Annotated in this window: 21 protein-coding genes; 6 read left to right on the top strand and 15 right to left on the bottom strand. The window is 72.8% G+C overall.

Annotation, left to right across the window (positions count from 1 at the left end; translation table 11 throughout):
- Positions 1–197: 197 nt before the first annotated feature.
- The 6 genes from ACFWYM_RS32630 to ACFWYM_RS32605 form a co-directional block, all read right to left on the bottom strand.
- Positions 198–4,172: a lipopolysaccharide biosynthesis protein gene (locus tag ACFWYM_RS32630; protein WP_384845573.1), complete on the bottom strand. Its 3,975-nt coding sequence runs from the start codon at positions 4,170–4,172 to the stop codon at positions 198–200.
- Complete coding sequence (locus tag ACFWYM_RS32625) at positions 4,165–4,962, bottom strand: polysaccharide deacetylase family protein (RefSeq protein ID WP_384845571.1); 798 nt, start codon at positions 4,960–4,962, stop codon at positions 4,165–4,167. Before ACFWYM_RS32625 ends, ACFWYM_RS32630 begins: the two co-directional genes overlap by 8 nt.
- Complete coding sequence (locus tag ACFWYM_RS32620) at positions 4,959–6,026, bottom strand: glycosyltransferase family 2 protein (RefSeq protein ID WP_384845569.1); 1,068 nt, start codon at positions 6,024–6,026, stop codon at positions 4,959–4,961. Before ACFWYM_RS32620 ends, ACFWYM_RS32625 begins: the two co-directional genes overlap by 4 nt.
- Positions 6,023–6,865: a glycosyltransferase family 2 protein gene (locus ACFWYM_RS32615; RefSeq protein ID WP_384845567.1), complete on the bottom strand. Its 843-nt coding sequence runs from the start codon at positions 6,863–6,865 to the stop codon at positions 6,023–6,025. The genes ACFWYM_RS32620 and ACFWYM_RS32615 overlap by 4 nt, the downstream gene beginning before the upstream one ends.
- Before the next feature lie 423 nt (positions 6,866–7,288).
- A complete protein-coding gene (locus ACFWYM_RS32610; protein ID WP_384845565.1) occupies positions 7,289–8,389 on the bottom strand; it encodes a GNAT family N-acetyltransferase in 1,101 nt (366 codons plus the stop codon).
- Between the two features lies 1 nt (position 8,390).
- Complete coding sequence (locus tag ACFWYM_RS32605) at positions 8,391–8,804, bottom strand: hypothetical protein (protein WP_384845563.1); 414 nt, start codon at positions 8,802–8,804, stop codon at positions 8,391–8,393.
- A 281-nt stretch (positions 8,805–9,085) separates the two neighbouring features.
- Here ACFWYM_RS32605 and ACFWYM_RS32600 point away from each other — a divergent pair, with 281 nt between their 5' ends.
- Entirely contained in the window at positions 9,086–9,907 is an 822-nt protein-coding gene (locus ACFWYM_RS32600) for an SGNH/GDSL hydrolase family protein (protein ID WP_384845561.1), read from the top strand.
- Here the strand turns inward: ACFWYM_RS32600 and ACFWYM_RS32595 are convergent.
- The 4 genes from ACFWYM_RS32595 to ACFWYM_RS32580 all read right to left on the bottom strand — a co-directional run bounded on the left by ACFWYM_RS32595 (position 9,904) and on the right by ACFWYM_RS32580 (position 16,420).
- Positions 9,904–11,550: a serine/threonine-protein kinase gene (locus tag ACFWYM_RS32595; protein ID WP_384845581.1), complete on the bottom strand. Its 1,647-nt coding sequence runs from the start codon at positions 11,548–11,550 to the stop codon at positions 9,904–9,906. The two genes, ACFWYM_RS32600 and ACFWYM_RS32595, sit on opposite strands and share 4 nt — an antisense overlap.
- A gap of 144 nt (positions 11,551–11,694) precedes the next feature.
- A complete protein-coding gene (locus tag ACFWYM_RS32590; RefSeq protein ID WP_384845579.1) occupies positions 11,695–13,191 on the bottom strand; it encodes a nickel transporter in 1,497 nt (498 codons plus the stop codon).
- A gap of 362 nt (positions 13,192–13,553) precedes the next feature.
- Positions 13,554–14,885, bottom strand: coding sequence for a tetratricopeptide repeat protein (locus ACFWYM_RS32585; protein ID WP_384845559.1), 1,332 nt, complete (start codon positions 14,883–14,885; stop codon positions 13,554–13,556).
- Positions 14,885–16,420: a DUF4331 domain-containing protein gene (locus tag ACFWYM_RS32580; RefSeq protein WP_384845557.1), complete on the bottom strand. Its 1,536-nt coding sequence runs from the start codon at positions 16,418–16,420 to the stop codon at positions 14,885–14,887. The genes ACFWYM_RS32585 and ACFWYM_RS32580 overlap by 1 nt, the downstream gene beginning before the upstream one ends.
- A gap of 233 nt (positions 16,421–16,653) precedes the next feature.
- On the opposite strand from ACFWYM_RS32580, the gene sigK reads away from it, so the two are divergent.
- The 3 genes from sigK (at position 16,654) to ACFWYM_RS32565 (ending at position 18,385) form a co-directional block, all read left to right on the top strand.
- Positions 16,654–17,196 carry an ECF RNA polymerase sigma factor SigK gene (sigK, locus tag ACFWYM_RS32575; RefSeq protein WP_384845555.1) on the top strand — a complete coding sequence of 181 codons (543 nt, stop codon included), beginning with the start codon at positions 16,654–16,656 and terminating at the stop codon, positions 17,194–17,196.
- 29 nt (positions 17,197–17,225) lie between these two features.
- Positions 17,226–17,999, top strand: coding sequence for an anti-sigma factor (locus ACFWYM_RS32570; RefSeq protein ID WP_384845577.1), 774 nt, complete (start codon positions 17,226–17,228; stop codon positions 17,997–17,999).
- A 116-nt stretch (positions 18,000–18,115) separates the two neighbouring features.
- Positions 18,116–18,385: a hypothetical protein gene (locus ACFWYM_RS32565; protein WP_384845553.1), complete on the top strand. Its 270-nt coding sequence runs from the start codon at positions 18,116–18,118 to the stop codon at positions 18,383–18,385.
- A gap of 137 nt (positions 18,386–18,522) precedes the next feature.
- Here ACFWYM_RS32565 and ACFWYM_RS32560 read toward each other — a convergent pair whose 3' ends face one another.
- Positions 18,523–19,308 (bottom strand): ABC transporter permease, encoded by a 786-nt coding sequence (locus ACFWYM_RS32560; RefSeq protein WP_384845551.1) that lies wholly within the window; start codon positions 19,306–19,308, stop codon positions 18,523–18,525.
- A complete protein-coding gene (locus ACFWYM_RS32555) occupies positions 19,305–20,273 on the bottom strand; it encodes an ATP-binding cassette domain-containing protein (protein WP_384845549.1) in 969 nt (322 codons plus the stop codon). Before ACFWYM_RS32555 ends, ACFWYM_RS32560 begins: the two co-directional genes overlap by 4 nt.
- A 63-nt stretch (positions 20,274–20,336) precedes the next feature.
- Between ACFWYM_RS32555 and ACFWYM_RS32550 the strand changes: the two genes are divergently transcribed.
- Entirely contained in the window at positions 20,337–21,044 is a 708-nt protein-coding gene (locus ACFWYM_RS32550) for a TetR/AcrR family transcriptional regulator C-terminal domain-containing protein (RefSeq protein ID WP_384845547.1), read from the top strand.
- An 85-nt stretch (positions 21,045–21,129) separates the two neighbouring features.
- Positions 21,130–21,531: an SgcJ/EcaC family oxidoreductase gene (locus ACFWYM_RS32545; protein WP_384845545.1), complete on the top strand. Its 402-nt coding sequence runs from the start codon at positions 21,130–21,132 to the stop codon at positions 21,529–21,531.
- 20 nt (positions 21,532–21,551) lie between these two features.
- On the opposite strand, the gene ACFWYM_RS32540 is transcribed toward ACFWYM_RS32545, so the two are convergent.
- The 3 genes from ACFWYM_RS32540 to hmgA form a co-directional block, all read right to left on the bottom strand.
- The gene (locus ACFWYM_RS32540; RefSeq protein ID WP_384845543.1) at positions 21,552–22,757 is read right to left on the bottom strand and encodes a type ISP restriction/modification enzyme; all 1,206 of its coding nucleotides are present in this window, start codon (positions 22,755–22,757) and stop codon (positions 21,552–21,554) included.
- 15 nt (positions 22,758–22,772) lie between these two features.
- Positions 22,773–23,522: a GntR family transcriptional regulator gene (locus tag ACFWYM_RS32535; RefSeq protein ID WP_384845541.1), complete on the bottom strand. Its 750-nt coding sequence runs from the start codon at positions 23,520–23,522 to the stop codon at positions 22,773–22,775.
- A gap of 75 nt (positions 23,523–23,597) precedes the next feature.
- Positions 23,598–24,932, bottom strand: coding sequence for a homogentisate 1,2-dioxygenase (gene hmgA, locus ACFWYM_RS32530; protein ID WP_384845539.1), 1,335 nt, complete (start codon positions 24,930–24,932; stop codon positions 23,598–23,600).
- Positions 24,933–25,005 lie beyond the last annotated feature (73 nt).

Genomic DNA, 25,005 nt, shown 5'->3' with positions numbered 1-25,005 from the left:
ACCCGATATCGCCCTAAGGGCTCGTCCTCAAACGCCGGACGGGCTGAGTGGTTCCAGCCCGTCCGGCGTTTGAGGACGAGGCGCGTTCAGCGCCGATAGCGGGGTCCAGGGGCGCAGCCCCAGGAAGAGCGCCCCAGGGGCGACGGAGTCGCCGTTTCGGGAAGGGGCGGGATGGGGGAAGGAAAGCCCGCCCGAACCTACTTCATCGTCAGGAACCGTTGGATCAGCGAAGCGAACAGTACCGACAGCAGTGGGAGCGAGAACCAGAAGCTGCTCTGGAGCCAGCGGACCTTGCGGACGCTCGGCGCCGCCGCGACCCGCACCACCTCCCGCGCCGTCAGCAACAGCACCAGCGCGATCGCCGCCAGCGCCCCCACCACCGACCACGGCGTCCACGTCACCTGCGGGCCGATCGGGCCCGGGTCCGCCTTCTCGGCCTTGCCGTCCGGCTGGTTCCGGAGTGAGTAGATGCTCGCGTCCTTGTTGGAGAAGACCTTCTTCAGCTCCGCCCGGTGGTCGAGGTTGCGCAGCAGCCGGGACTCCCACGACCGTGCATAGCCCACGTCCAGTTGGAGATAGACCGACTGGCTGCGGTTGACCATGAGGTACGACTGCGGGCCCGCGTCCTTGAGGGCCTTGACGAGGCTGGAGACGAGGACCGGGTCGGCGGGGGCCAGCGTCGGGACGTACTGGACCTTCTCCATGTCGCGGGTGCCCCACGGCATCGCCGGTGTCACGTTGTTGATCGTGTCGTTGCTCATCCAGAGCAGCCGTACCGTCGGGGAGTCGTGGTCGTAGATGTAGTTCATGGCCGCCACTTCGCCCGGTCTGATGCGTTCGAAGGGCTCGTTGCCCCAGCGCGCCACCAGGAAGCCGCCCATCAGGAGCAGGCCCGCCATGAGCGCGGCCAGCGGTGCGAGGCTCACGCGGTCCTTGTCCCGCTCCTCGGGGGTGATGCCCGTGCGCGGGAAGAGGGCCAGACCGGCGAGCAGCGCCGCGCCCGGGACCGCGAACATGAAGACGCGCAGGGCCATTTCGCCGCCGTACGACTGCATGCCGAAGCCCAGGAACGGGATGAACGCGAGGACGAGCAGCGAGCGTTCGCTGTACTTGTGGTCGCGCCTGCGCCACCAGCCCCAGCAGGCCAGCGCCAGCACCCCGCCCGCCAGCAGCACACGCACGTACAGCACCAGCTTGTGGCTCGAACTGCCGTCCTCCATACGGCCGGAGACGGAGGACGAGACATTGCCGCCGACGCCGCCCACCCCGCCGAACAGCTCGTCGAAGTGCCCGGACCAGTACGGCTCCGCGAAGAAGCCCACCCAGACGGCGACGAGGACCGCGAACAGCATGGGCAGGCCGCGCAGTTCGCAGCGGCCCACGATGACGAGGGCGGCCAGGACGCCCAGCATCACGAACGGGGTGAGCTGGTGGGCCGGGACCGTCGCCGCGAACACGGCGACCAGGATGAGGAGCAGCACCGCGCGCTGGCGGCGGTCCGTCGGCTCGACCTCCGCCTCGCCGGGGCGGCGCCGGCCCCAGAGCATGCGCGGGGCCCGGAACCAGACGAGCAGCACCGCCACGAAGCTCAGGTAGAGGAGGTAGGTGAAGCCCTGCGGCGAGAAGTAGTCCTGGCCCACCCAGCCGCTCAGGACGAAGATCCACAGGCCGGTCCACTTGGCGCGCCAGCTCGCCCGCAGTGAGCGCAGGAGCAGGAACATCGGCGCCAGGTAGAGGAGTTGCATCGTCAGGGGCCACCAGCGGATGACCTCCGTCAAGTCGCCGACGCCGCATGCCTTCGCGACGAACGCGGCCGCCGCGAAGAACCCGGGCCAGCTCCAGCGCGCGTCCAGGTCCGGCACCGCGGACCCGGTCCTGTCGATGTACTCCAGGAAGCCGAGGTGCTGGTACGCCGTCGCGAACCGGGGCTCGGCCTCCAGGACGGCGGGCAGCGCGTGCAGCGACACCACCGTGGCCAGCAGCGTCACCAGGAGCAGCTTCTTGTGCTGCTGCTCCGCCCACAGCAGCGCCCCGAACACCACGACGAGCAGCGCGGCCCCGAGCAGCGTCGCCTTCGGCAGCACGGAGATCAGGCCGAGCCCGCCCATGTCGTCGAGCCCCGACTCCCCGATGCTCAGCGCGGGCAGCCAGTAGAGGGCCAGTGCCGCGACGAGAAGCAGGACGAGGGCGAGGAGGCGGCGGTGCGCGCGCCGCCCCGTGTCCTCGGGGCCGAGGTCCAGGGGGCCGGAGTCCCCGGCGGTGCGCTCCGGTCGCCCGGGTGCCCGTGGTGGCACGGCCACGGATGCCGTGCCCGAGGCGGGACTCGAAGCCGTGCTGGCCGTCGTGCGAGGGCTTGCGCTCGTATGCGTACGAGGGCTCGGTGGCGGTTCCGCGGTCGGTGTGCCCCTGGACGGTGTGAAGGGTGTCCGCAGCGCCCACGTCGGCCGGTGGTCGTGGTCGTGGTTGTGGTCCTGTTCCCCGAGGGGCCTGACGCGTGTGCCGCCGCTCGGTGTCCCGGGCCAGGGGCGTACGTCCGGGCGGCGCTCCTGGTGGTCGACGTCGAGCTGCACGGCGAGGTGCAGGGTGTCGGAGTCCAGGGTCTCGCGCAGCGCCCACGCGGGGCCGTGCCGCTCGCCCTTCGCCGTCGTTTCCGTACTCGGTGCGGGGCCCTGCCCGGGTGCCTTCGCCCGTACCTCCGGCGCCGGGACGTCCGGCGTGCCCAGGTCGGCGAGGTCGCCGTCCGGGGCCGCGCCCGCGGGCACCGCCTTGGCGGGGGCGGCCGTGCGCAGGACGCGCAGCAGTTTCGGGGCGGCGATGGCGACGATCACCGCGAGGCTGGAGATCTCCGCGACCCCGGCGCCGGTGAGCCCCATCGAGGGCAGCAGGGCCAGGGTCAGCGAGAGGACCAGGACACACAACAGGCCCTGCAGCCAGGCGAGTCCGGAGGTACGGCTCTGTGCGCGCAGGACCGCGAAGTACGTCTCCATGACGACTCTCAGGAGCGCTCCCACCGCGAACCAGCGCAGCAGCGGCGTCGCCGCGTCCGCGTACGCCTGCCCGAAGACGCGCAGGATGTACGGCGCCCCGATGAAGAGCAGGCCGCACACCGGCAGCATGATCCGCGCCATCCGGCCGAGCGCCGCCCGGGTGTTGGCGGCGAGCGTCGCCGGGTCGTGCGAGCCCTCGACGGTCAGCGAGGCGCCCATGTTGATGGCGAGCAGGTTGACGGTGCCGCCGATGGTGGTGGCGATGTAGAAGTACGCGTTGTCCTGCGAGCTGACCTGCGAGGCGATGATCACCGGGACGAGGTAGACGACGGCCAGCGAGAACAGCGAGCCGGTGTAGTCGCCCGCGAGGAAGCGGCCCATCTCGCGCAGCGAGGGCGGCTGTGCCCCGCCGTCCGTGAGCCGGACGTGCCGGGGCACCAGACGCCGGAACACCAGCCAGCCGAGCGGCACCACGGACACCGCGATCGCGGCGACCCACGACACGAAGACCCCGGCCGTCGGGATCGCCGCCGCGATCGCGATCAGGAGCCCCAGCTTCACCGTGGAGAACACCGTGTTGCCGACCGGTACCCACAGCGCGCTGCGCAGCCCCGTCAGGACGCCGTCCTGGAGGGTCAGCAGCGACCAGGCCACGACGGCCGCGATGAAGCCGATCCCGTGCACCGGGCCGTGCAGGAAGCGGTACGAGGGCCCCCACCAGTCGAGCGTGAGCAGGAAGACGAGCGCGGCGAACGCGACGGCGGCCGAACTCCCCGCGTACGTACGGAAGATGAGCCGCCCCGTGTACCGCCCGGCGACCGGGATGAAGCGGGCCAGGGCGCCCGTCAGGGTCACGGCGGTGAGCCCCGCGAGGAACTTCATCGCCGCGATCGCCGCCGAGCCCTGGCCGACCGCCGAGTCCGAGTAGTAGCGGGCGGCGGCCAGCCAGAAGCCGACGCCGAGCACACCGGAGATGCCGGTGTTGAGCATGAGTGCATAGGCGTTGCGGAAGAGCTGGTTGCCGCCGCCGGCGCCGCCCGGACTCATGCGCTTCTTGCCGTCCTTGCTGTTCTTGCCGCCCCATGGCCCGCGCCCGAGCCCGGGCAGCCGCAGCCTGCGGCCGGCCGGGGGCCCGGGCTCGGTCGTGGTGGTCGCGGACTCCTGGGCGGTGGTCGTGTCAGACACGGGAGCTGTCGGCCTTTCGGCGGAGCTGTCGGGCTCTGCGGACCACGGCGTACCCCTTGGTGAGGGCACGGTCCCTGGCGAAGGTGCGGGCGATCGCGTGCCCCTCGATCAGGTGCGCGAACTCCGCGGCCCCGGTGGTGCGGCGGACCGTCACCCGGCGCAGGGCGTACGGGCCCTGCGCGCGCCGCGCCAGGCCGTTGCCGACGGCGAGCGACTGCGCGAAGCCCGCCGCCCGCACGGCGCCGCGCACCCGGCGGCTGGAGTAGCCGTAGGGGTAGGCGAACGACCGTGGCGCGGTGCCGAGTTCGGCGGCGACGATCTCCCGGCAGCGCAGCAGCTCGAACCAGAGGTCGTCCTGCGGCAGCTGGTCCAGCTCGGGGTGGGTGTGGCTGTGGCCGCCGATCTCCACGCCCTGCGCGGCCAGTTCGCGCACCTGGTCCCAGTCCAGCATCAGATCGAGGCCGCCGCCGGTGTCGTACGCGCCGCGCAGCCAGCCCGTGGAGACGAACAGGGTCGCCGCGAAGCCGTACTTGGCGAGCACCGGCAGGGCGTGCCGGTGCACTCCCTCGTAGCCGTCGTCGAAGGTGATCAGGACGGGCCGGACCGGCAGCGCGCCGCCCGAGCGCCAGGCGGCGCCCAGTTGGGCCGTGGACAGCGGCGTGAAACCGCGCTCGCACAGCGTCTCCATCTGCTCGGCGAACGCCTCCGGGGACACCGAGAGGGCCTTGGTCGACGGCGTCGGCCGCCGGGACACGGAGTGGTACATGAGGATGGGCACGGGCCCGCTCATGCCGCCTCGCCTCCCCCCAGAGCCGTCGTACCGGGCGTGGGCCCCGTCTGCTCGTGCGAGCCCGCGGCCCCGCCGTCCGCGCCCTGTTCGACGGTCGGCGGGATCCGGAATGCGGCTCCGGACCCGCGCGCGCGGACGCTCCCGACTACGTACCCCCCGGCCGCCGTCACCACTCCCGTCACGATCGCGCCCGCGCGCCCCGCGCCGCCCCTGCGGCCGAGCAGCGCGTCCCGCAGGCCGCGCGCCACCCCGGCGGGCAGCACGCGGGTCGCGTACCGGCGCTCCGACTCAAGTCCCTTGTCGGCGCCGACACTTCGGGCCACCAGGGCCTTGGAGAGGCCCTCCGCGTAGGCCCGGGTGCGGAAGTAGCCAAAGCGCTCGCGGGCCGCCGGGACCCGGTGGTGGATCACGGCGCGGTCGTCGATCAGCAGGATCGCGTCCGGTCTGGCCCGGGTGAGGCGGATGCACAGCTCCGTCTCCTCGCAGCCGAGCGGGCGCTTGTCGCCGTCGCGCCCGATGCCCGTGGCGAATCCGCCCGCCGCCTCGAAGGCGGTGCGGCGGAACGAGGCGTTGCCGCCCAGGACGTTGCGGACCCGCACCCTGCCCTCGGGCAGGCCCTTGTACGTGCAGCCCACCACCCAGTCGAACTCCGCCGGGAACCAGTCCGGGCGGCGCCGCGACTCCCACACCGGCATGGTGCGCCCGCCGACCGCCATGACCCGGGGGTCGGCGTACCCGGCGGCGAAGTGGCGCAGCCAGTCCCGCTCGGCGACGGCGTCGTCGTCGAGGAACGCGAGGATCTCGCCCGCGGCGGCCGTGATGCCGGTGTTGCGGCCCGCGGACAGGCCGCGGGGGCCCGCGTTGGCGAGCACCCGCACCCCGTCCGTCTCCTTGTACTCCCGCGTGAGGCGGTCCAGGAGAGAGGCGTTGTGATCCACCACGAGCAGCGTCTCGAGGGCCGCGAGGGACTGGGCGCGCACCGAGGAGACCGCCGCGAGGATGTCCTCCCAGCGCTCCTCGGTGTACACGCAGATGATTACCGAGATCCGGCAGCTTCCGGTCAAGACGCCTCTCCCTGACCCGCGGACACCGCCACGGCACGGGCGAGCCTGCGCCGCTCGCGACGGCCCGAGCGCTCGCTGAGGATCACCCTGAGGACGCGGATGCCGTCGCGCACGGCCCGCAGATTGCTCACGCCGTGGATGCGCAGATACTCGTGGCTCGGAATCTCCTGGACCCGCAGCCCGGCCTTGACGACGCGGATGTTCATCAGCGTCTCGACCTCGAAGCCCGTGCAGTCCAGTTCGATCTTGTCGAGGCACTGCCGCCAGAAGGCGTTGTAGCCGTAGCACAGGTCCGTGTAGCGGGCGCCGAACTTGGCGTTGACCACCGTGCACAGCGCCCAGTTGCCGAGCTTGCGGACCGGCGTCATGTCGTCCGTGCCGCCGCCGTTGGCGAAGCGGGAGCCCTTGGCGAAGTCGGCGCCCGAGACCAGGGCGGAGACATAGCTGACGATCTCGTGGCCGTCGGCCGAGCCGTCCGCGTCGACCATCACGATGATGTCGCCGGTGCAGGCGTTGAAGCCCGTGATCAGGGCGTCCCCCTTGCCCTTGCCGAGCTGGCGCACGACCTTCACGTCCGGCCACAGCTCGCGCGCGACCGCCACCGTGTCATCGGTCGAATTGCCGTCCACCAGGACGACTTCATGGATCCACTCGGGCAGCGTCTTGAAGACGTACGGGAGGTTCTCCGCCTCGTTCATGGCCGGTATCACGACGCTCACCGGCGGTGCTATCGCGAGGTGCGAGGAGACCGGCCGGTACGTCCGCGTGCTCGCGGTGCCTGCTGACGGCTCGATCAAGGGATCTTGCCCCGGCTCGACCGGGCGCACAAAAGAAGTCATTGAGTCTGTCCCTCTCGTCCGGTGGACCGCCCGCCCCCGGGCGGTCCGGATGTCTGTCCGGTTCGAAAGAGGGGGTTCTCACTCAGCCATCACGAAATTGATCTCCACGACGGAATTGATCTCCGAATGGGAGTTCCGAGCAGGCCAATTGAGCTGGCTTGGCTGGCGTGAGCCCCATGGAAGCGGACCCCGCCGACCGCGGCACGCGACCCGGCACAGGCGCATCGCCGGGCACGGCACCCCCCTACCGCGCCCCGCCCCGGATCCCTCGTGGTCTTGAGCCCTCCCCCTAGACCGTTGCCGATGGACCGATGCGGGTGGATGTACGACGGTATTGATGATTGAGACCGTATGGCAAGACCTGGAACGTGGTCCCGCTTTTTTGTTGATTTGGCCATTCTTCCCTGTTGTGTGCGGACTGCGCTATTCCCGGTTTCTTGAACGGATCCTTCCCAGCCGTTTAAGCAGCCGGTCGGCCGGATCAAAGAATTCCGGCCGGGCCAGCACGGTGTTGCGCAGCGCCCGGACCGGGGCGCGCCGCGCCCTGTGCCCGATCGCCACCGGGTGACGCAGCGCCACCCACCCCTCGGACACGGCGAGTTCGCGCGTCTTCAGGGAGTCCTTGTATTCCTTCACGCCCCGGCCGAGGTCCAGGTAGGCGATGCCGTCGGCGGCGGCCGCCTCGGCCATGCGCAGATGCAGGATCAGACCGGGGGAGTACTTCGAGAACGCCGGGTCGTACGCCGGGAACCAGCACGCGAGGATCCGCTCGGAGCGGAGGCCGAAGTGCGCGGCGACCGGCACGTCACCGGCGTAGAGGACGGAGAGGACGCCCGCGAACGGGGCGGTCCTGGTGTGGAAGAGCCGCTGCACGAGGCGGGTGATCCACTCGTGTGCGAAGCGGTCGCTGCGGCCGGTGCGCCGGTACTGCGCGGACTTCCACGCCATCAGCGTGCGCAGCCGCTCCGGGTCCCGCTCGTCGTGCACATAGCGCACCTCGCCGTGGTCGCGGCCGAGCTTGCGCTGCTTGGCGAGCGTCGTGCGGGTGAACTTCGGTGACTGCTCCCGCAGTTGGGCCAGATACGCCTCGTACCCCTGGTCGAGGTCCATGACGGGGGACGGGTAGCTGCCGGAGGCGCCGGCCGCGAACGGGGCCTGGCCCTCCACGAGGTGGTCGAACTCCCACACCGCGAGCCCGCAGGCCCGCAGGAGCTCCCGGGCGTCCCAGGTGAAGCCGGGCCGGTGCACCAGGCCCTGGCAGTCGGACACGCCCAGGCCGATGGCCCGGCCCACGCCGGTGGTGGATCTCTGGAACGGGAAGAACGCCGCGGGTTCCCCGTCCTCGCGCAGCACCGCGATCCGCACGCCCCGCCGCACCTGCCCCATCGCGAGCGTGAACTCAGGGGAGAGGAACGGATTCGCCAGCTCCGGAAGGCCGTTCAGATGGGCCTTCGACTGGAGCGCCGTCCAGGAGAGACGGTCGGCTTCGGTGAGTTCGCCGGGGCGGTGCACGGTGATGTCCACGTCAGGATGTCCGCCTTCTCGCCGTACGGCGACGCAGCCGCCGCATGAGTGTCAGCAGGTGGATGAGCGCGGAGAGCAGGCCGACGATGACGACGCCGCCGCGCACCGACCACGTGTGCAGCGCGAGCAGTGCCTGCGCGGTCAGCAGATCGACCGCGACGGCGCCGGACACGGCGGCCACGGCACGGCCCCAGGGGTCAAGTCCCTCCAGGCAGGCGCCGATCGCGGCGCCGGGAGCGGCGAGCAGGAAGAAGAGCACGAAGGGGGCGCGCAGGGGCGAGGTGATGTCCGTGAGCGCGAGCATCGCGCCGACCGCTCCGACGGCGACGGCCACGCCCGCGAGCAGCGGCAGCACATCTTGGTGACGGCCCTGGCCGCGGCCCTGTCTGCCGCTCTCCCCGGTGTCTGATGACAACGACTTGATCCCTAACGTCTGCATTGGCGACTTTGCCCCCCGAAGCGCCGGATGCCGGGCTTCAATGTCGCGCAGTCCCCGGGGACCCGTCAAGACGGGGAAGTCGGCCGCCTGCGACCGCGGCCGAGGTGCCTCGGGCGGGGAAGAGTCATGACAGGACGTTCCTCAACTCACCTCAGCCGCCCGGCAGTTGTCACCCGAAATTGTTGGCATGGACACTACCGGCGAGGTAAGGGGCGTGCTACCACGGTTGAGGCAGAAATCCTGCTAAGGGAGGTTCCATGAGATTGTCCCGAATTACGGCATACGCTTCCTCACTCCTCCTCTCCGTCGCCTTCGCCCTGACCGGGGCCGCGGCGGCACACGCAGCCGACGAGAGTGGCCAACAGGCCGCCGCCACCGGGTATGTGGCACTCGGCGACTCCTACTCCTCCGGTGTCGGGTCCGGCAGCTACGACAGCGGAAGTGGCAACTGCAAGCGCAGCACGAAGGCGTACCCCGCCCTGTGGGCGGCGGCGCACTCACCCGCGAGCTTCTCCTTCACGGCCTGCTCGGGTGCACGTACGGGTGATGTGGTGGCGAACCAGCTCGGGCCACTGGGCTCCGGTACCGGGCTTGTCTCCATCTCCGTCGGCGGCAACGACGCGGGCTTCGCGGACGTCATGCAGGACTGCGTCCTCGGCTCCGACAGCAGCTGCCTCGCCCGCATCGACGAGGCCAAGAGGTACGTCGACTCGACGCTCCCCGGCAATCTCGACAAGACGTACACCGCCATCCACGACAAGGCCCCCTCGGCCCATGTCGTCGTCCTCGGCTACCCCCGCTTCTACAAGATCGGCGGCAGCTGTTCCGTCGGGCTCTCGGACAAGAAGCGCACCGCGATCAACGGCGCCGCGGACTACCTCAACGCCGCGACGGCCAAGCGCGCGGCCGACCACGGCTTCACCTTCTCCTCCGTGACCGACGAGTTCACCGGCCACGAGATCTGCTCCGGCAACTCCTGGCTGCACAGCCTGGAGTGGACCAACATCAGTGAGTCCTACCACCCCACGGCCGCCGGACAGTCCGGTGGCTATCTGCCCGCGTTCACCTCGGCCGCCTAGCCGCTCGGCTGCGTGACGTCGTAAGGAGAGGTGGAGGCCCCGCCCGTCGGGGTCTCCGTCTCACATGTGACCGCATAGGAGACGGAGTTGGACGTCGCCTGCACGGGCGAGCGGACCTCGACGCTGATCGAGTTCTCGTACGTCCCGCCGCCCTCGTCGTAGTTCAGCTCGACATGATTGACCTGCTTCGTCTTCCCGCCGCCCGACGGGAAGGAGAGGCTCTTCCAGCCCGGGTCGCTGGGCTCGCCCGAGGCGGTGACCCAGCGGTACTCGACGGTGGTGGGCACGCGGCCCACCGTGAACGTCGCGGTGAAGGCGGGTGCTTGACCGGCGACGGGCGGGCAGGCACCCGAGTACTGGGTGTGCGCGCCCGAGACGTGGACCTTCACGGACTGGGGCGGCTTGGTGGTGGAACCCCCGCTCCCCCCACTGCCACCGCTGCCGCTGTTTCCCCCGCTTCCACCATTGCCGCCGCTCCCACTCCCGCTGTCGCCGCCCGAACCGCCGTTCGTGGACCCGCCGTTGCCCCCGGTGGACCCGCCGCTGTTGTTCCCGCCGCTCTTGCCGCCGGAGCCGCCGCCGCTGCCGCCCGTGTCCCCGCCCGTGCTGCCCCCGCTGCTGCCGCCCCCGCCGTTGTCCTTGTCGACCAGGGCGTACGTGATGCCGCCCAGGGCCAGCACGAGGGCGACGAGGCCGACGACGAGGGCCACAACAGAGCGACGGGAGCGGCCGGTTGTGGTGGTGGTCGTGGTGCCGGAGGAGGGGAGCGGGGTGCCGGACGGGGCCGTGGCCCCCATGGGGGTCGCCGGAGTGGCCGACTCCGGGGCGGGCCGGAACGGCGCGGTGACCGTCGGCTGGTAGGAGGCCGGGGGCGGCTCCGCGCGCGGGGAGCCGCCCGCGGCCACCAGGCGCAGATCGCGCTCGGCGTCCGACGCTGAGCTGCGCTCGGCCGGGTCCTTGCGGAGCAGCCCCTCGACGACCGAGGTGAGCGGGCCCGCGTGGCGCGGCGGGGGCAGCTCCTCGTCGACGACCGCGCGCAGCGTGCTCAGCGGGGTGTCCTGCCGGAACGGCGAGTTGCCCTCCACCGCCGCGTACAGGAGCACCCCCAGGGACCACAGGTCGGAGGCGGGCCCCGGCCGCTGTCCCAACGCCCGCTCCGGGGCGAGGAATTCGGGCGAGCCGACGACCTCGCCCGTCATCGTCAGGGCCGAGCTGCCCTCGACCATGGCGATGCCGAAGTCGGTGAGGACGACGCGGCCGTCGTTGGCGAGCAGGACGTTGCCCGGCTTCACGTCGCGGTGCAGGACCCCCGCCTCGTGGGCGGCGCGCAGAGCGGCGAGGACCTCGGCGCCGATGTGCGCGGCGCGCTGCGGGGGCATCGGCCCCTCGGCCTCGAGGACTTCGGAGAGCGAGAGCCCGCGGACGAGCTCCATCACGATCCAGGGGCGGCCGTCCTCGCTCGCCACGTCGTAGACGGTCACCACATTGCGGTGCGGGATACGGGCGGCGGCCCACGCCTCGCGCTCCAGGCGGGCGTAGAGCCGGTCCACGTCGGGGGCCGGGAGCCCGGCGGGGGCGCGCACCTCCTTGACGGCGACCTCGCGCCCCAGTACGTCGTCGCGCGCCCGCCACACCGTGCCCATGCCGCCCTCGCCGAGCGGGGACGTGAGGCGGTAGCGCCCTGCGATCACACGCTCGTCGTCGCTCACGGGCGCCCCCTCGGAAGCCGTGCCCAGCTGGGGCCCGCCGTGCGGATCAGGCCCTAGGCGATTCTCGACAAAATTACCTCAACCGAGCGCCGTTGCCGCCCCCTTGAGCGCCAATCCACACCCAAGGGCGAGGACGACGCAGGCGGAGCCCAGGGGCACGAATCGGTGTGCGACTCGGCGCACACCACCGAGGCCGCGCCGCCCCGCCGTCCGCCGCCCGGCGAGCGCGCCCACGCGGACGACGAGGAACCCGGCCGCGGTGAGCGTGACGGCGAGCCCCATCCCGTACGCGAGGACGAGCAGCACCCCGAACCACGCCTCGCCGAGCGCGGCGGCGCCGACGAGCACGACGACGGCGGAGGGGCTGGGCACGAGCCCTCCGGCGAAGCCGAGGAAGAGGGCGCCGCGGATGGTGGGCGGCGTGTGGTGGTCGTGCTGGTGCTGGTGCTGGTGCTGGTGCAGGTGGTCGTGGGTGTGGCCGTGCTCGTGCGCGTGGCCGTGACTGCGGTGACCGCGGTGGCCGTGACTGTGGCCGTGACTGCTGTTCCTTCTGCGCCAGGCGCGGCGCAGCAGCATCGCCCCCGCGCCCGCGACGAGCACGCCACTGGTGACGCCGAGCCAGGCGATCACCGAGGGCGCGGCCGCGGAGCCGCCGGCGATGAGGAGCCCGAGGGCGACCACGCCCAGCGTGTGGGTCACGGTCACCGAGGCGGCGAGCGGCAGCACGTCGCGGAACGAGGCGCGCCCACGGGCGGCGGCGGCCGCGGCCATCAGCGTCTTGCCGTGTCCCGGCGCGAGCGCGTGCAGCGCGCCGAGCACCAGGGCGGTGCCGAGGGCGAGCGCGGCGAACGCGGGCGTGAGGTCGCGGCGGGCGACGAGCGAGGTGAGGGCCTGCGTCCAGCGGTCCGCGCCCCGGGGGAGCGCGGAGGTCACGGGAGGCGCCGCGGGCCGCTCCTCGGCGAGGGCGGGGCCGCCGGGCACGGCGCGCAGGACGGCGGCGGTGGCGGTGGGCGGGGAGGAGAGCAGCGGCTTCGGGTACCGGGTGAGGCGCCGTGAGACGGACTCGGCGGGCGCGTCGGCGCCCTTGAGCGTCATGCGGTCGCCGCGCGCGGTGATCTCCCGCCAGCCGGGCCCCGGCCGGCCCGCGGCCCGGAACCGGACCTCGGCCCTGCCCTGGTGGGTGAGCGGGGCGCGCAGCGCGCACTCCACCCGGACGGTGTCGAGCCCGGCCTGCCCGGGCAGCACGCGCGCGCGTGCCGACACGACGCCGAGCCGCACAGCGTCGCCTCCGACGCTGACCCGGCTGTCACGGGCCGCGTCCCGGCACCGCTCCCGTCCCCACCCGCTCAACCCCATCGCCTCGATACGGGACTTCGCCTGGGTGGCCGGGACCTCCGCGAGATCCTCCACGTGGTCGACCCGCACCTGGTCCGGGGCGACGACGAGCCCGTCGTACCGGTTCACGGTGAAGTTCCCGAGGGGGTGGGCGGAAGCCGCGGGCCCGGGGAGGGCGAGGAGCGCGGCGGCGGCCGCGAGGACGGCGAGGCAGCGCAGGGCGACGCGACGCGGGGCGATGCGGCGCGGGCGCCGGGGCCCACGGGCCCGGCCACCCGGCGAAGGGTGTGCCGGGGCGCCGGCCGGGACCGGTGGGTGTGGCTCCTGCACCGCGAGCGGCGGCGGGTCGTGCCGGGGGGTGGTCTCTGGCGGCGGGTCCTGCCCGAAGGCCGGTCCCGGCAGCGTGCCCTGCAGGCGGGCTGGGCCTGGTGGCGCGTCTTGCCGGAGGGCCGGTCCCGGCAGCGCGTCTTGCCGGAAGGCCGAACCCGCCAGCGGGTCCTGCCCGAGGCCCGGGCCCGGGAGTGCATCCCCGTGCCCTCGGCGCCCGGCTCGCAGCAGGCCCGGTGCCCCCGCGTGTCCTCGTCGCCCCGTCCGTCCGAGCCTCATGACGCGCTCCCCCCGTCCCCCAGATCCCGCAGCGCCGCGCGCGCGGCACGCGAACCCGTGGGCGAGAACGCCGGGTTGAGGTCCAGCGCCGTCCTCAGGGAGCGACGGGCCGCGCTCTTCTCGCCCGCGCCGCGCTCGATCATGCCGCGGTGGTACCAGAACGACGCCTCCTTGAAGCCCGTCGCCGTGGCCCGACGGGCGTGTCCCAGGGCCTGGTCGTCGCGCCCCGACGCGTGCAGCGCCCAGGCCAGGGCGTCCGCGGTGTGGACCGTGTGGCGGCGGGACCACTCGGCGCGGGCCGCGCGCAGGGCGGCCTTCCTGTCGCCGTGGTCGGTGGCGGCGAGGGCCGTGTCCAGGTCGGCGTTGACGCCGCCCGCGCGGGCCAGCCGCAGCCAGGTGTTCACGAGGCCGTACTGGGTCCGTGCCTGCCGCATGTCGCCCTTCGCTTCGTAGAGTTCGCCGAGTTCCACCAGCGGGCCGGGCAGCGGATAGCGGGCCACGACCTCGCGCAGGTCGCGGAGCGCCCCGGCCGTGTCGCCGCGTCCCGCACGCGCGCGTGCCCGGCACTCCAGCGCCGGGAGGTGGGCCGCCTGGGCCCGGAGCGCGTGGCCGCAGTGCCGCTGGGCCGTCTCGTACGCGCCCTGGCGCCACGCCAGTTGGCCGAGCGCCGTCGCCACGTACGCCACGTCGCCCGGCGCCGTCGCCGAGGCCAGCGCGCGGTCGAGGACGCGACGGGCGGTCGCCGTGTCGCCGCGCAGCTCCGCCACGTACGCGTACCGGGTGAACACCGGGATGCCGGGCCGCCGTTGGTCGGCGAGGTCCGCCGCGCGGGCCGCCTCCCGGTAGCGGCCGAGTTCCACGAGGGCGTCCACGCGCGAGGACAGCGCCCGCTCGCCGTACGGGTTCACGGCGAGGGCGCGGTCCGCGTGGCGCAGGGCGCCCTTGAAGTCGTGCCGGGCGGCGGCGAGTGCGGCGCGGCCCGCGAGCGCCGCGTCGTTGCCGGGGCGCACGGACAGGGACCGGTCCAGGGCGCGGGCGGCCGCCCGGTAGCGGGACGGGTCGCCGTGGGTGCGGGCCTGCTCGACATAGGCCGTGCCGAGCGTCGCCCAGGACGCGAAGTCCCGTGGCTGGGCGCGCAGATGGGCCTGGAGGGCCGGGATGCCGCGGTCGAGGTCGCCGGAGCGCAGCTCGCCCGGCGGCGGGGCCGGGGCGGCCACCATCGGTGACCGCCCCGCCTCGTGCGTACCGCCGAGCACGACCGCGCCCCCGGTCAGGGCGAGCGCCAGGGCCGCGGCGGCCACCGCGGTCCGCCCGAGGGAGCGCCGCATCAGCTGGTCTCCCTGCGCCGGGTCCGCCACCACACCAGGGCGAGTCCCACCAGGAGCACCCCGGCGGCGCCCGCCGCGGCGGACGCGATCAGGACGGTGTCCGTCGAGTCGTCGGAGCCGGAGGGGCTCTGCGGCACCGCACCGCCGTTGAGGGCGTCCCGGTTCGAGCCGCTCTGGCCCCCCTTCGCCAGCGGGCCGCGCGAGCCCGACGTGGGCAGCGCCACGTACGGGAAGGTGGTGCCGAAGGGCTGGTCGTTCACGTTCACCGCGTCGCCCAAGTCGTTCTTGGAACCGACGAGTTCACCCGCGACGGCCTGCAGTTCGATGTCCACGACGTCGTCCGCGAGCCGCCGCCCGTTCGGGAAGCCCGCGTTGTCGCCGTCGAGCACCCCGAGCCGCTTGGGCGAACTCGTGGGCTTGATCGACGTGTTGAGGCGCAGGGCCTCCGCGGGGCGGACGTTCGGCGGCTGGTTGAGGCCCTTGACGCCGGTCAGGAAGACCGAGACCAGGTCCTTGCGGGGCTCGGCCGGTGCCTTGATCTTGTAGATCTTCTGCAGGAGCTGGGCCAGCTCGGGCTTCTGCACGTACTTCAGGAACTGGGCGTCGTTCCACGGCGCGGACGCGTTGAACTTGTCCTTGTCCTTGAGCGGCACCACGACCTCGTTGACGAGCGGGCTGCCGAGCCGCGACACCTGCGTCCAGTCGCCCTTGGCGTTCTTGCGCTGTGTCGTCGACCAGACCCCGACGACCGGCTGGTCCGCGGACTGCCGTAGCTGGGCGGTCGGCACCTGCAGGGCCACCGTGTTCACGTTGTAGCCCTTGAGCGTGTCCCGGCCGACCTCCGAGAGATCACCCCCGTACAGCAGGTCGAAGACCCGCAGGTCCAGGAAGAACGGGTCGTCGGCCTGGCCCACGTACGACGTGCCGCCGCCGTCGACCGTGCGCACCGCCTGGTCGCGCAGCTTCTTGTAGTCGGGCATCGACGCCTTGCCGACGTTCGACGGCGCGACGGGCAGGTTGTCGGCCATCTTCTTGGTGGAGACGACCTTCTGGTCCTTCAGGCGCAGCAGGTCGATGTCGTACGTCTGCGTCACGTTCAGGTCGGGGTCGTCGAGGCTCGTCACCGGGCCCGTGTTGGACAGGAAGGTGTCGCCGCTCTTGCGCTGGGTCTCGAAGGTCCAGCGGTAGAGCAGGTCGCCCTGCCCGTCCCCGTCGCTGTCGATGTGCACGTCGTACTGGGCGTCCTCGGGGAACAGGTAGAAGTTCGGGCCGCCCGCGGGCTCCTCGAAGGGGATCCAGTTGGCCACGAGCGTCGTGGTGTCCGGCTTGTCGGGGCTGACGAACGCGTACACGTCCGTGTTGTCGTACTGGGGCTGCCCCGAGATCAGCGGGGCCTCCCGGTGGCTGGAGGCGCCCGCCGCCCCTGGCTGGAGCGCACTGACTCCGGCGGCTGCGAGCCCCCCGGCTGCCAGCGCGCCACAGATGAGCGCGGCGAGGCCCCGTCGGCCCGCCGAGCTCCTGGCGATTGCTGTCATCGCGTCCGTCGCTTTCTCTGAGTGGATCCGTGGTCGCGGCCGCGCGCGCTCGCGGCGACCGCCTGACGGAAGCCATTCGGCGCGGCCGCTCCGGCGGTTTGGTGTTCCGCGTACGTATTTCTCAGGTCTCTCCGGACCCTCCGCCGGGCTTCCCCCTGCCGCGCGCCGCCCCCACAATGAGCCCGAGCCAGGCCCCCCATGGAGACGTATGGAGAGATACGGAAGGGGGAACGGTGGACGCCGATGAGCTGCTGCCCCTGGTCGCCCGCGGTGACCAGAAGGCGTTCGAAGAGCTGTACGGCCTGGTGGCCGGTCCGGTGTACGGACTCGTGCGCAGGGTGCTGCGCGACTCCGCCCAGTCGGAGGAGGTCGTGCAGGAGGTCCTGCTCGAACTGTGGCGCTCCGCCGCCCGCTTCGACCCCGCGCGCGGCAGCGCCCAGTCGTGGATCCTCACGCTGGCCCACCGCAGAGCCGTCGACCGCGTGCGCAGCGTGCGCGCCGCGGGGGAGCGCGAGCAGCGGGTGGCCCGGCGGGCCGACATGCCCGCCTTCGACCAGGTCGCCGAGGAGGTGGAGGAGGCCATGGAGCGCGAGTGGGTGCGCCGTTGCATGGAGCGGCTGACCGCCCTCCAGCACCAGGCCGTGACGCTCGCCTACTACGACGGCTACACGTACCGGGAGGTGGCCCGGCGCCTGTCCGTGCCGCTCGGCACCGTCAAGACCCGGATGCGGGAGGGGCTGCGCCGGCTGCGCGACTGCCTGGGGGAGGCGGCGTGAAGTGGCCCTGGGGCGGGGGAGCGCCCCACCTGGACGACGCCGCACGGCGGGACGCGGCGGCCCGGCGGGGTGTGCACTCGCTCGCCGTGCCGTACGCCCTGGACGCGCTCACCCCGCGGGAACTGCGCCGCTTCGAGCGTCATCTGCCGCGCTGCGCGACCTGCCCGGAGGAGGTGCGGGAGCTCGCGGGCGACACGGTGCGCCTGGCGCGCGCGGCCGCCGCCGCGCCGCCCCCGGAACTGCGTGAGCGGGTCCTCGCCTCCGTGCGCCTGACGGAACAGGAGCCCGCGCGGGCCCGCACTCCGGTGCCGCCCACCCGTGCGCGGACCCGCGCCGTGCTCGTGCCGCTCGCCGCGACCGGCGCGGCCCTGATCCTCGCCGCCGGCGTCCTCCTCGGCGTCCGGCTCGCCCGCGCCGACCACCGCCTCGACCAGGAGCGGACCACCGCACGTGAGATCGCCCACGTCCTGGCCGCGCCCGACGCCACGGCGACCGGGGAACGGGACGCGAAGGGGCGCGGCATGAACGTGGTCGCCTCCCCGTCCCAGGGGCAGGCCGTGGTGAGCGTCACGGGACTCGGTGACGCACCGCACGGCCGCGTCCACCAACTCTGGGAGATGCGGGAGGGGTCGGCGCCGCGCTCCCAGGGCCTGCTGGCGGGCGCCACGCCCGTCGTCGCCGAGCGCCTCGGCCCCGCGTCGAGCTCACTCGCCGTCACCACCGAGCCCGCCGGGGGCTCGAAGAGGCCCACTACTGCCCCTCTTGTCCAACTCGCCCTGGAATCAGTCGGATTCGGAGAGTAATCGTCAACCTCCTTATGAAGGAGGTGAATCAGTCGACCGGGATACACGAGTGTCAGGGTGGGGCGATAGGGTTAACCTGCCCTGGGCCGGGTGCCCTCGTACGGGTGGGGAGTGACATGGAACAGATAACGGTGCGCAGCAGGGCGAGGGTCCCTGCGATCACGTGCGGGAGCGGTGCGACCAGTTCGCGCCTCGACCGCCATCTCTCGGTGCTGGGCGGCCCCGCCGTCCCGCAGCGTGAGTCCCACGAGGCGACGCTGCTGATGCGTGAGCTCACCTCGCGGGACGTGGCGCACGACCGCGGTGGTCGGCGGGCCCGAGTGCGTCGGGTCTCCCTCTTCGCTCCCCTGCGGAGGCTGCGCCGCTCCCTCTTCGGGAGCCGCTAGTTCCGGGCGCGGGCGCCTTCCTGCCGGCCTGAACCGGCCAGGGCGTCCGTCCCCGTTCCCCCCTGAAACCGACCTTCCCGCAAGGGAGTTGGCCCCGCGTTACGCGCGTAGCTCACCGGCTCGCCACGCGCGCGGCGTCACCGACCCCCGCCGCCGTACCGGCGGACGGCCAGTGGCACGCACAGCGCGAGGAGCACCGCGCACCAGGCGAGCGAACCGGCCACCGGGTGCGCCACCGGCCACGCCGCGTCGTGCGGCACCGGGGCGTTGCCGAACAGGTCCCGCGCCGCCGTGGCGACGGCACTGATCGGATTCCACTCGGCGACCGTCCGCACCCACCCCGGCATCCCGTCCGTAGGGATGTACGCGTTCGACAGCAGCGGCAGCATGAACGTGGCGCTGCCCAACTGCCCCGCCGCCTCCTCGCTCTCCGAGGCGAGCCCCAGCAGGATGCCCAGCCAGGTCGTGGCGAAGCGGAGCAGGAGCAGCAGCCCGAAGGCCCCCAGGGCGCCCCCGACCCCGCCGTCGATCCGCCAGCCCATCGCCAGGCCCACGAGCGCCAGCGGGATCAGCCCGACCGCGGTGGTCAGCAGATCGGCGGCCGCCTGTCCGAGAGGCACCGCGGAGCGGCTCATCGGCAGGGTGCGGAAGCGGTCCATGACGCCGCGGTGCGAGTCCTGGGCGGCCGTGAACATCCCGGTCATGATGCCGTTCGCGGCCGTCGCGACGAGCATGCCCGGCACCAGGTAGGCCCGGTAGTCGGAGCCCGGCATGGCGAGGGCGCCGCCGAAGACGTACCCGAAGAACAGCAGGAACACGATCGGCATCGTCTGCGTCATGACCAGGATCGCCGGGGCGTGCCGGACGCGCTGGAGGTGGCGGCCGAGGACGGCCGAGGCGTCGTACAGGATCGCGGTGCTCATGCGGCGGCCTCCGTGGGGCTCGGGGTGACGGTGAGGCGCAGGAACACCTCGTCGAGGGTGGGCGGGCGCAGACTCGCGTCGGCCAGCGGCACGCCGGACGCGTCGAGTTCGCGGACCAGGCGGGGCAGCGTCAGCTGCGGGTCGAGGCAGACGGCGCCGGCGGTCCGCCGCTCCGGGTCGACGTCGGGCCGGGCCCCGGTGAGCCGGTCGAGGACCATGGCCGCCGCGTGCAGCGCGCGCTCCCCGGCGTCCTCGGTGACGACGACCTCCGCGTAGCTGCCGATCTGCGCCTTGAGTTCGGCGGGCGTGCCGTGGTGGGCGGCGCGGCCGTGGTCGATGAGGACGACGTCGTCGGCGAGCCGGTCGGCCTCCTCCAGGTACTGCGTGGTCAGGAGCACGGTGCTGCCCTCGCGGGCCAGCTCGCGCACCGCCTCCCAGATGCCGTTCCTGCTGTGCGGGTCGAGGCCGGTGGTCGGTTCGTCGAGGAAGAGGACGGCGGGCCGGGTGATGAGGCTGGAGGCGAGGTCGAGGCGGCGCCGCATGCCGCCGGAGTAGGTGCGCGCGGGACGGTCGGCGGCGCCGGTGAGGTCGAACCGCTCCAGGAGCTCGTCGGCCCGCCCGCGCGGCGCCCGCAGCAGCCGCCCGAACAGGTGCAGGTTCTCGCGGCCCGTGAGGTCGCCGTCGACCGACGCGTACTGGCCCGTGACGCCGATGTTGCGGCGCACGGCCTGCGGCTGCGTGGCGACGTCGTGCCCGGCGACGCGCGCCGTCCCGCCGTCCGGCTTCAGCAGGGTCGTCAGCAGGCGTACCGCCGTCGTCTTGCCCGCGCCGTTCTGCCCGAGCAGCCCGCACACGGTGCCCTCGGGCACGGCGAGATCGAACCCGCGCAGGGCGTGCACGGCCTTGTCGCCGGAGCCGAAGCGCTTCTCCAGACCTTCACTAAGTACAGCGTACGTAGAAGTCATGGCCCCACCGTAACGCACTACGTACGGTGTACGTAACTAGGATGGTGCGCGAGGTGATGATCCATGGCGGGCCGAGCGGCCGAACCGGAAGTGATCTGGGCGCGCCCCGAGCGCACGGGCCGTGGCCCGAGACCCGCGCACAGCAGGGCCGACATCGCGGCCGCGGCCGTGCGCGTCGCCGACGCGGAGGGCGTCGACGCGGTCTCGATGCGCAAGGTCGCGGGCGCGCTCGGCATGGGCACGATGTCGCTGTACAACTACGTGCCGCGCAAGGAAGACCTGTACGAGCTGATGGTCGACGAGGTCAGCGCGGAGTACGTGTACGAGGAGCCCTCCGGGGACTGGCGCGCCGACGTGCTCGGCCTCGCCCGGCAGGCGCGGGCCCTGATGCACCGGCACCCGTGGCTGCCCCGCCTGATGTCCCCGGCCTACGGCTTCAGCCCCAACGCGCTGCGCTACCTGGAGCACTGTCTGGCCTGCCTGGACCCGCTGGAGCTGCCCTACGGCGCGAAGCTGGAGCTCATCGCCTCCGTGACCAGTGTGGTGACGACGTACGTCGCCAACGAGCTGGCCACCGCGGAGCGGACCCGCTCGCTGCCGTGGAGCGAGGAGCAGGAACACGCGGTGCGCAGCGCCTACTTGGGGGCGCAGGTGGCCAGCGGGCGGTATCCGCGGCTCGCGGCGGCGTTCCAGGAGGACGCCGGGCCGATCGACCTGGAGGCGGTCTTCGAGCGGGCGCTGGGGCGGACGCTGGATTCGTTCGTGCCTTGAGAGCGCCCTTGGTGAGCCCCCTTGCTGAACGCCCTTGATGAACGCCCTTGACCTCAAGCGGACTTGAGGTCGGAGGATCATCGGCATGAACACCGAAACCGCCACGGCCGCGGACATCAAGGCCATCGAAGACGTCGTCGCCACCGTCGAGCGCACCCAGCGCGCCAAGGACGCCGAGGGGTTCCTTGGGCTCTTCCACCCCGACGCTCTGTGGACGACGGCCCACGGCAAGGTGTTGATCGGCTTCGACGCCGTCGCCGAGTTCACCCGCGCCGTGCTGCACGCCGCGAACTGGGACGGGGAGGTCACGTACGACGTGGCGCACATCGAGTTCCTCCGCCCCGACGTGGCCGCCGTGAAGGTCCGCCAGGTCTACCACTCGATCGAGGGCGACTCGGAGGGTGCGCCGCTCTACGTCATGACCAAGCAGGACGACGGGCGGTGGCTGCTGCACGCCTGCCAGAACACCGGGGTCGGGGCGGAGTAGCGGGCCCGGTACCGAAGGGCTCAGATCAGGGCGAACTGGCCGCCGGGGCCCTCCTCGTGGTGGTCGAGCACGGAGGCGGGGCGCCGGGCCGCGGCGGGCACGGGCAGCACGCCCGCCCGGCGCAGCTCTTCGGCGGGCAGCCGTGAGTCCTCCAGTGCCTTGCCCAACTCCTCGCGGTCCGGATCCAGTTCCGCGACGAGGGCCAGCACCGTGATGAGCTCCAGGAGCGCCGACGTCCACTCCTGGGGCCACGCCTTCGGGCGGATCGCCTCCAGGGTGCCGGGCTCGGCCGCCTCGGTCCGGCGCGTGAACCACAGCTCCAGGACCCGCACCCCGCTCACCTCGAAGTCCCAGGCGGCGCGGGGCACCGGGGAGATCCTGCCCTCCTCGCCCACGTACAGGGCCTCCTCGTCCGGGTCGTAGCGCAGCTCGGTGGGGCGTGCGGGCAGCGGGGCGCGGACGTAGGGGCGGCGGCCGCCGGGGAGCTTGGGGCGCTCGCCGTCGCCGCGCACGTGCAGCCGCAGCAGCGACCGTCCCAACTCGAGCCCGCGTGACCACAGTTCGGCGTCCCCGGGGAGCGGGACGAGGCACCCGGCGGCCGACCCGCGGCCCGCCGCGAGCGTCCAGGCCAGCAGGTCCACCGCGCCCACCGCCACGCCGTACGTGGCGGACAGGTGTGCCAACAGGCCCGGGGCGACGTTGGGTTCGTGGCCGCCGGGGCGGCGGAACAGCGGGCGGACGCGGCCGGGGCGGCCCGCGGGGGACCGGCCGTCGGGCAGGACGCCGGAGGCCAGCAGGGCGGGACCGGCGGCCCCGGGCACGTGTCCCTGCTCGGTGAGGAAGAGCTGTGCCGCGTCGGCGACCCGCCACAACTCGGGGCGGGCCACGTCGATGAGGCGGTGGTCCGGTATCAGGAACTGTTCGTCGAAGGGGCCGTGCGCGATCCGCACCGGCTCGGGGCAGGGGCCCGACGCCTCGGCGAGCGGGCCGGTGCCGGCGGCGTGGCCCGGGAGCTGGGCGACCGCCGTGTGCGGGGTGCGGGCGCGGGTGGGGCGCAGGAGCGCGGCGCGGCCGTCCGCGTCGGCCCGTACGAACGCGTCCCAACGGGCCTTCAGGGATGCGGTGTCCGGCGCCATCGGCCACCCCCGGCCCGGCCGCAGCGGTGCGACCGACCACGGCATGAGGTCCGCCAGCGGCGGCGCTTCGTCGTGCGTCACGGTCGGCATCGTACGACGTGGGCCTCAGGTGGCGTCGAGCGTGACCGTGAACGAGAAGCGGTCGCCGCGGTAGTGGATGAGGGCCACGTCCAGGGCGCGGCCCTCCTCGTCGTAGGTGATGCCCGTGTAGTGCAGGATCGGGCTCAGCAGCGGCACGTCGAGGAGCCGGGCGGTCTCCGGGTCCGCGAGGCGGGCCTCGACGGTGTCGGTGATGCGGCTGATGCGGACGCCCACGACGTCGCGCAGGACCTTGGTCATCGGCCAGCGCACCAGGTCGTCCAGGTCGATGCGGTCGGCGAGGTCGGGGCGTATGTGGTTGCGGGCGTGGTTGGTCGGCTCGCCGGTCTCCGCGTCGCGGCGCAGCCGGTGGTACGAGGCCACCTCCGGGACGTCCGGGAAGTGCTCGGCGATGTCGGCGGGCACCGGGGTGCGGCCGTGGTCGAGCAGCTCGGTCTTCATGCCCGACTGCTGGGCCACGATCGCGTCGACCGAGCCCAGCAGGCGGACCGGGGTGCCCCGCCGGGCGCCCGGTTCGATGAAGGTGCCACGCCGCCGGTGTCTGCTGATCAGGCCCTCGTCCTCCAGCTCCTTGAGGGCCTGGCGCATGGTGAGCACGCTCACCCCGTAGTGCCCCGCCAGCTGCTCCTCGGTGGGCAGGCGCAGCGGGGCGTCCGCCGCGCGGCCCAGGATGGACGCGCGCAGCGACTGCGACACCTGGTACCACAGCGGCAGCTTGCGGTTCAGGACGATCGAGTCCGGGGCGAAAGCGGTCACGACTGCTCCGAGTTGCTCTGTCTCGCCACCTGAAAGCGGCCTGATTCCGGCCGGTTGGGGCCAGAGTGTGGCCTGTTACGGCCGGAAATGACGCTGGAGACCTTCCCACACATCGTCGTACCCACGCTGCAGATGGTCCGCTCCGGCCGCCTGCTCGGTGGCGGTGACCGGCCAGCGCGTCTCGAACATGAAGGCAAGGCCGTCGTCGATCTTCTGCGGCCGCAGCTCGGCGGCGCTCGCCTTCTCGAAGGTGTCCCGGTCCGGGCCGTGCGCCGACATCATGTTGTGCAGCGAGCCGCCGCCCGGCACGAAGCCCTCCGCCTTCGCGTCGTAGGCGCCCTCGATCAGGCCCATGTACTCGCTCATCACGTTCCGGTGGAAGTACGGCGGCCGGAAGGTGTCCTCGCCCACCAGCCAGCGCGGCGCGAACACGACGAAGTCGACGCCCGCGAGGCCCGGGGTGTCGGAGGGCGAGGTGAGCACCGTGAAGATCGACGGGTCCGGGTGGTCGTACGAGATGCTGCCGATGACGTTGAAGCGGCGCAGGTCGTACACGTACGGGACGTGGTTGCCGTGCCAGGCGACGACATCGAGCGGCGAGTGGTCGTAGGTCGCCCGCCAGAGGTTGCCGCAGAACTTGTTGACCACCTCGACGGGGCCCTCGGTCTCCTCGTACGCGGCCACCGGCGCCTTGAAGTCCCGTGCGTTGGCCAGGCCGTTGGCGCCGATCGGGCCGAGGTCGGGGAGCTGGAACGGGGCGCCGTAGTTCTCGCACACGTACCCGCGCGCGCTCTCGTCCAGGAGCTCCACGCGGAAGCGGACGCCGCGCGGGATCAGCGCCACCTGGCTCGGCTCGACGGCGAGCAGGCCCAGTTCGGTGCGGAGCAGCAGGCCGCCGCGCTCGGGCACGATGAGCAGCTCGCCGTCCGCGTCGCTGAACACCCGGTCCGTCATGGGGGAGTTGGCGTGGTAGAGGTGCACGGCCATGCCGGTGCGCTGCGTCGCGTCGCCGTTGCCGCCGAGCGTCCACAGGCCCGCCAGCCAGTCCGTGCCGGGCGCGGGCTCCGGGAGCGGGTTCCAGCGCAGCCGGTTGGGGTCGGGCACGGACTCGGTGAAGGGGGCCGTGCGGATCGCGCCGTTGTCGGTCCGCTCGAACTTCGGGTGGGCCGCGGAGGGGCGGATCCGGTACAGCCACGAGCGGCGGTTGTACGCCCGGGGCTCGGTGAAGGCGCTGCCGCTCAGCTGCTCCGCGTACAGGCCGAGGGGCGCGCGCTGGGGGGAGTTGCGGCCGTGCGGCAGGGCGCCGGGAACGGCCTCCGAGCCGTGCTCGTTGCCGAATCCGGAGAGGTATTCCAGGGCTGCCGCGGTCTTCCGGCTCTGATCGGTGCTCACTGTCTGATCCCCGCTCATGGTCGCTCCTCGGCTGCCTCGTCCAGGATTCTGTTTGATTCCTATGTCTCACCGTAGGATTCGCGGATTCCGT

It is taken from the genome of Streptomyces sp. NPDC059009, from assembly GCF_042740175.1.
In the GTDB taxonomy this organism is placed as follows: domain Bacteria; phylum Actinomycetota; class Actinomycetes; order Streptomycetales; family Streptomycetaceae; genus Streptomyces.
This window is presented reverse-complemented; position numbering and strand designations above follow the sequence as displayed.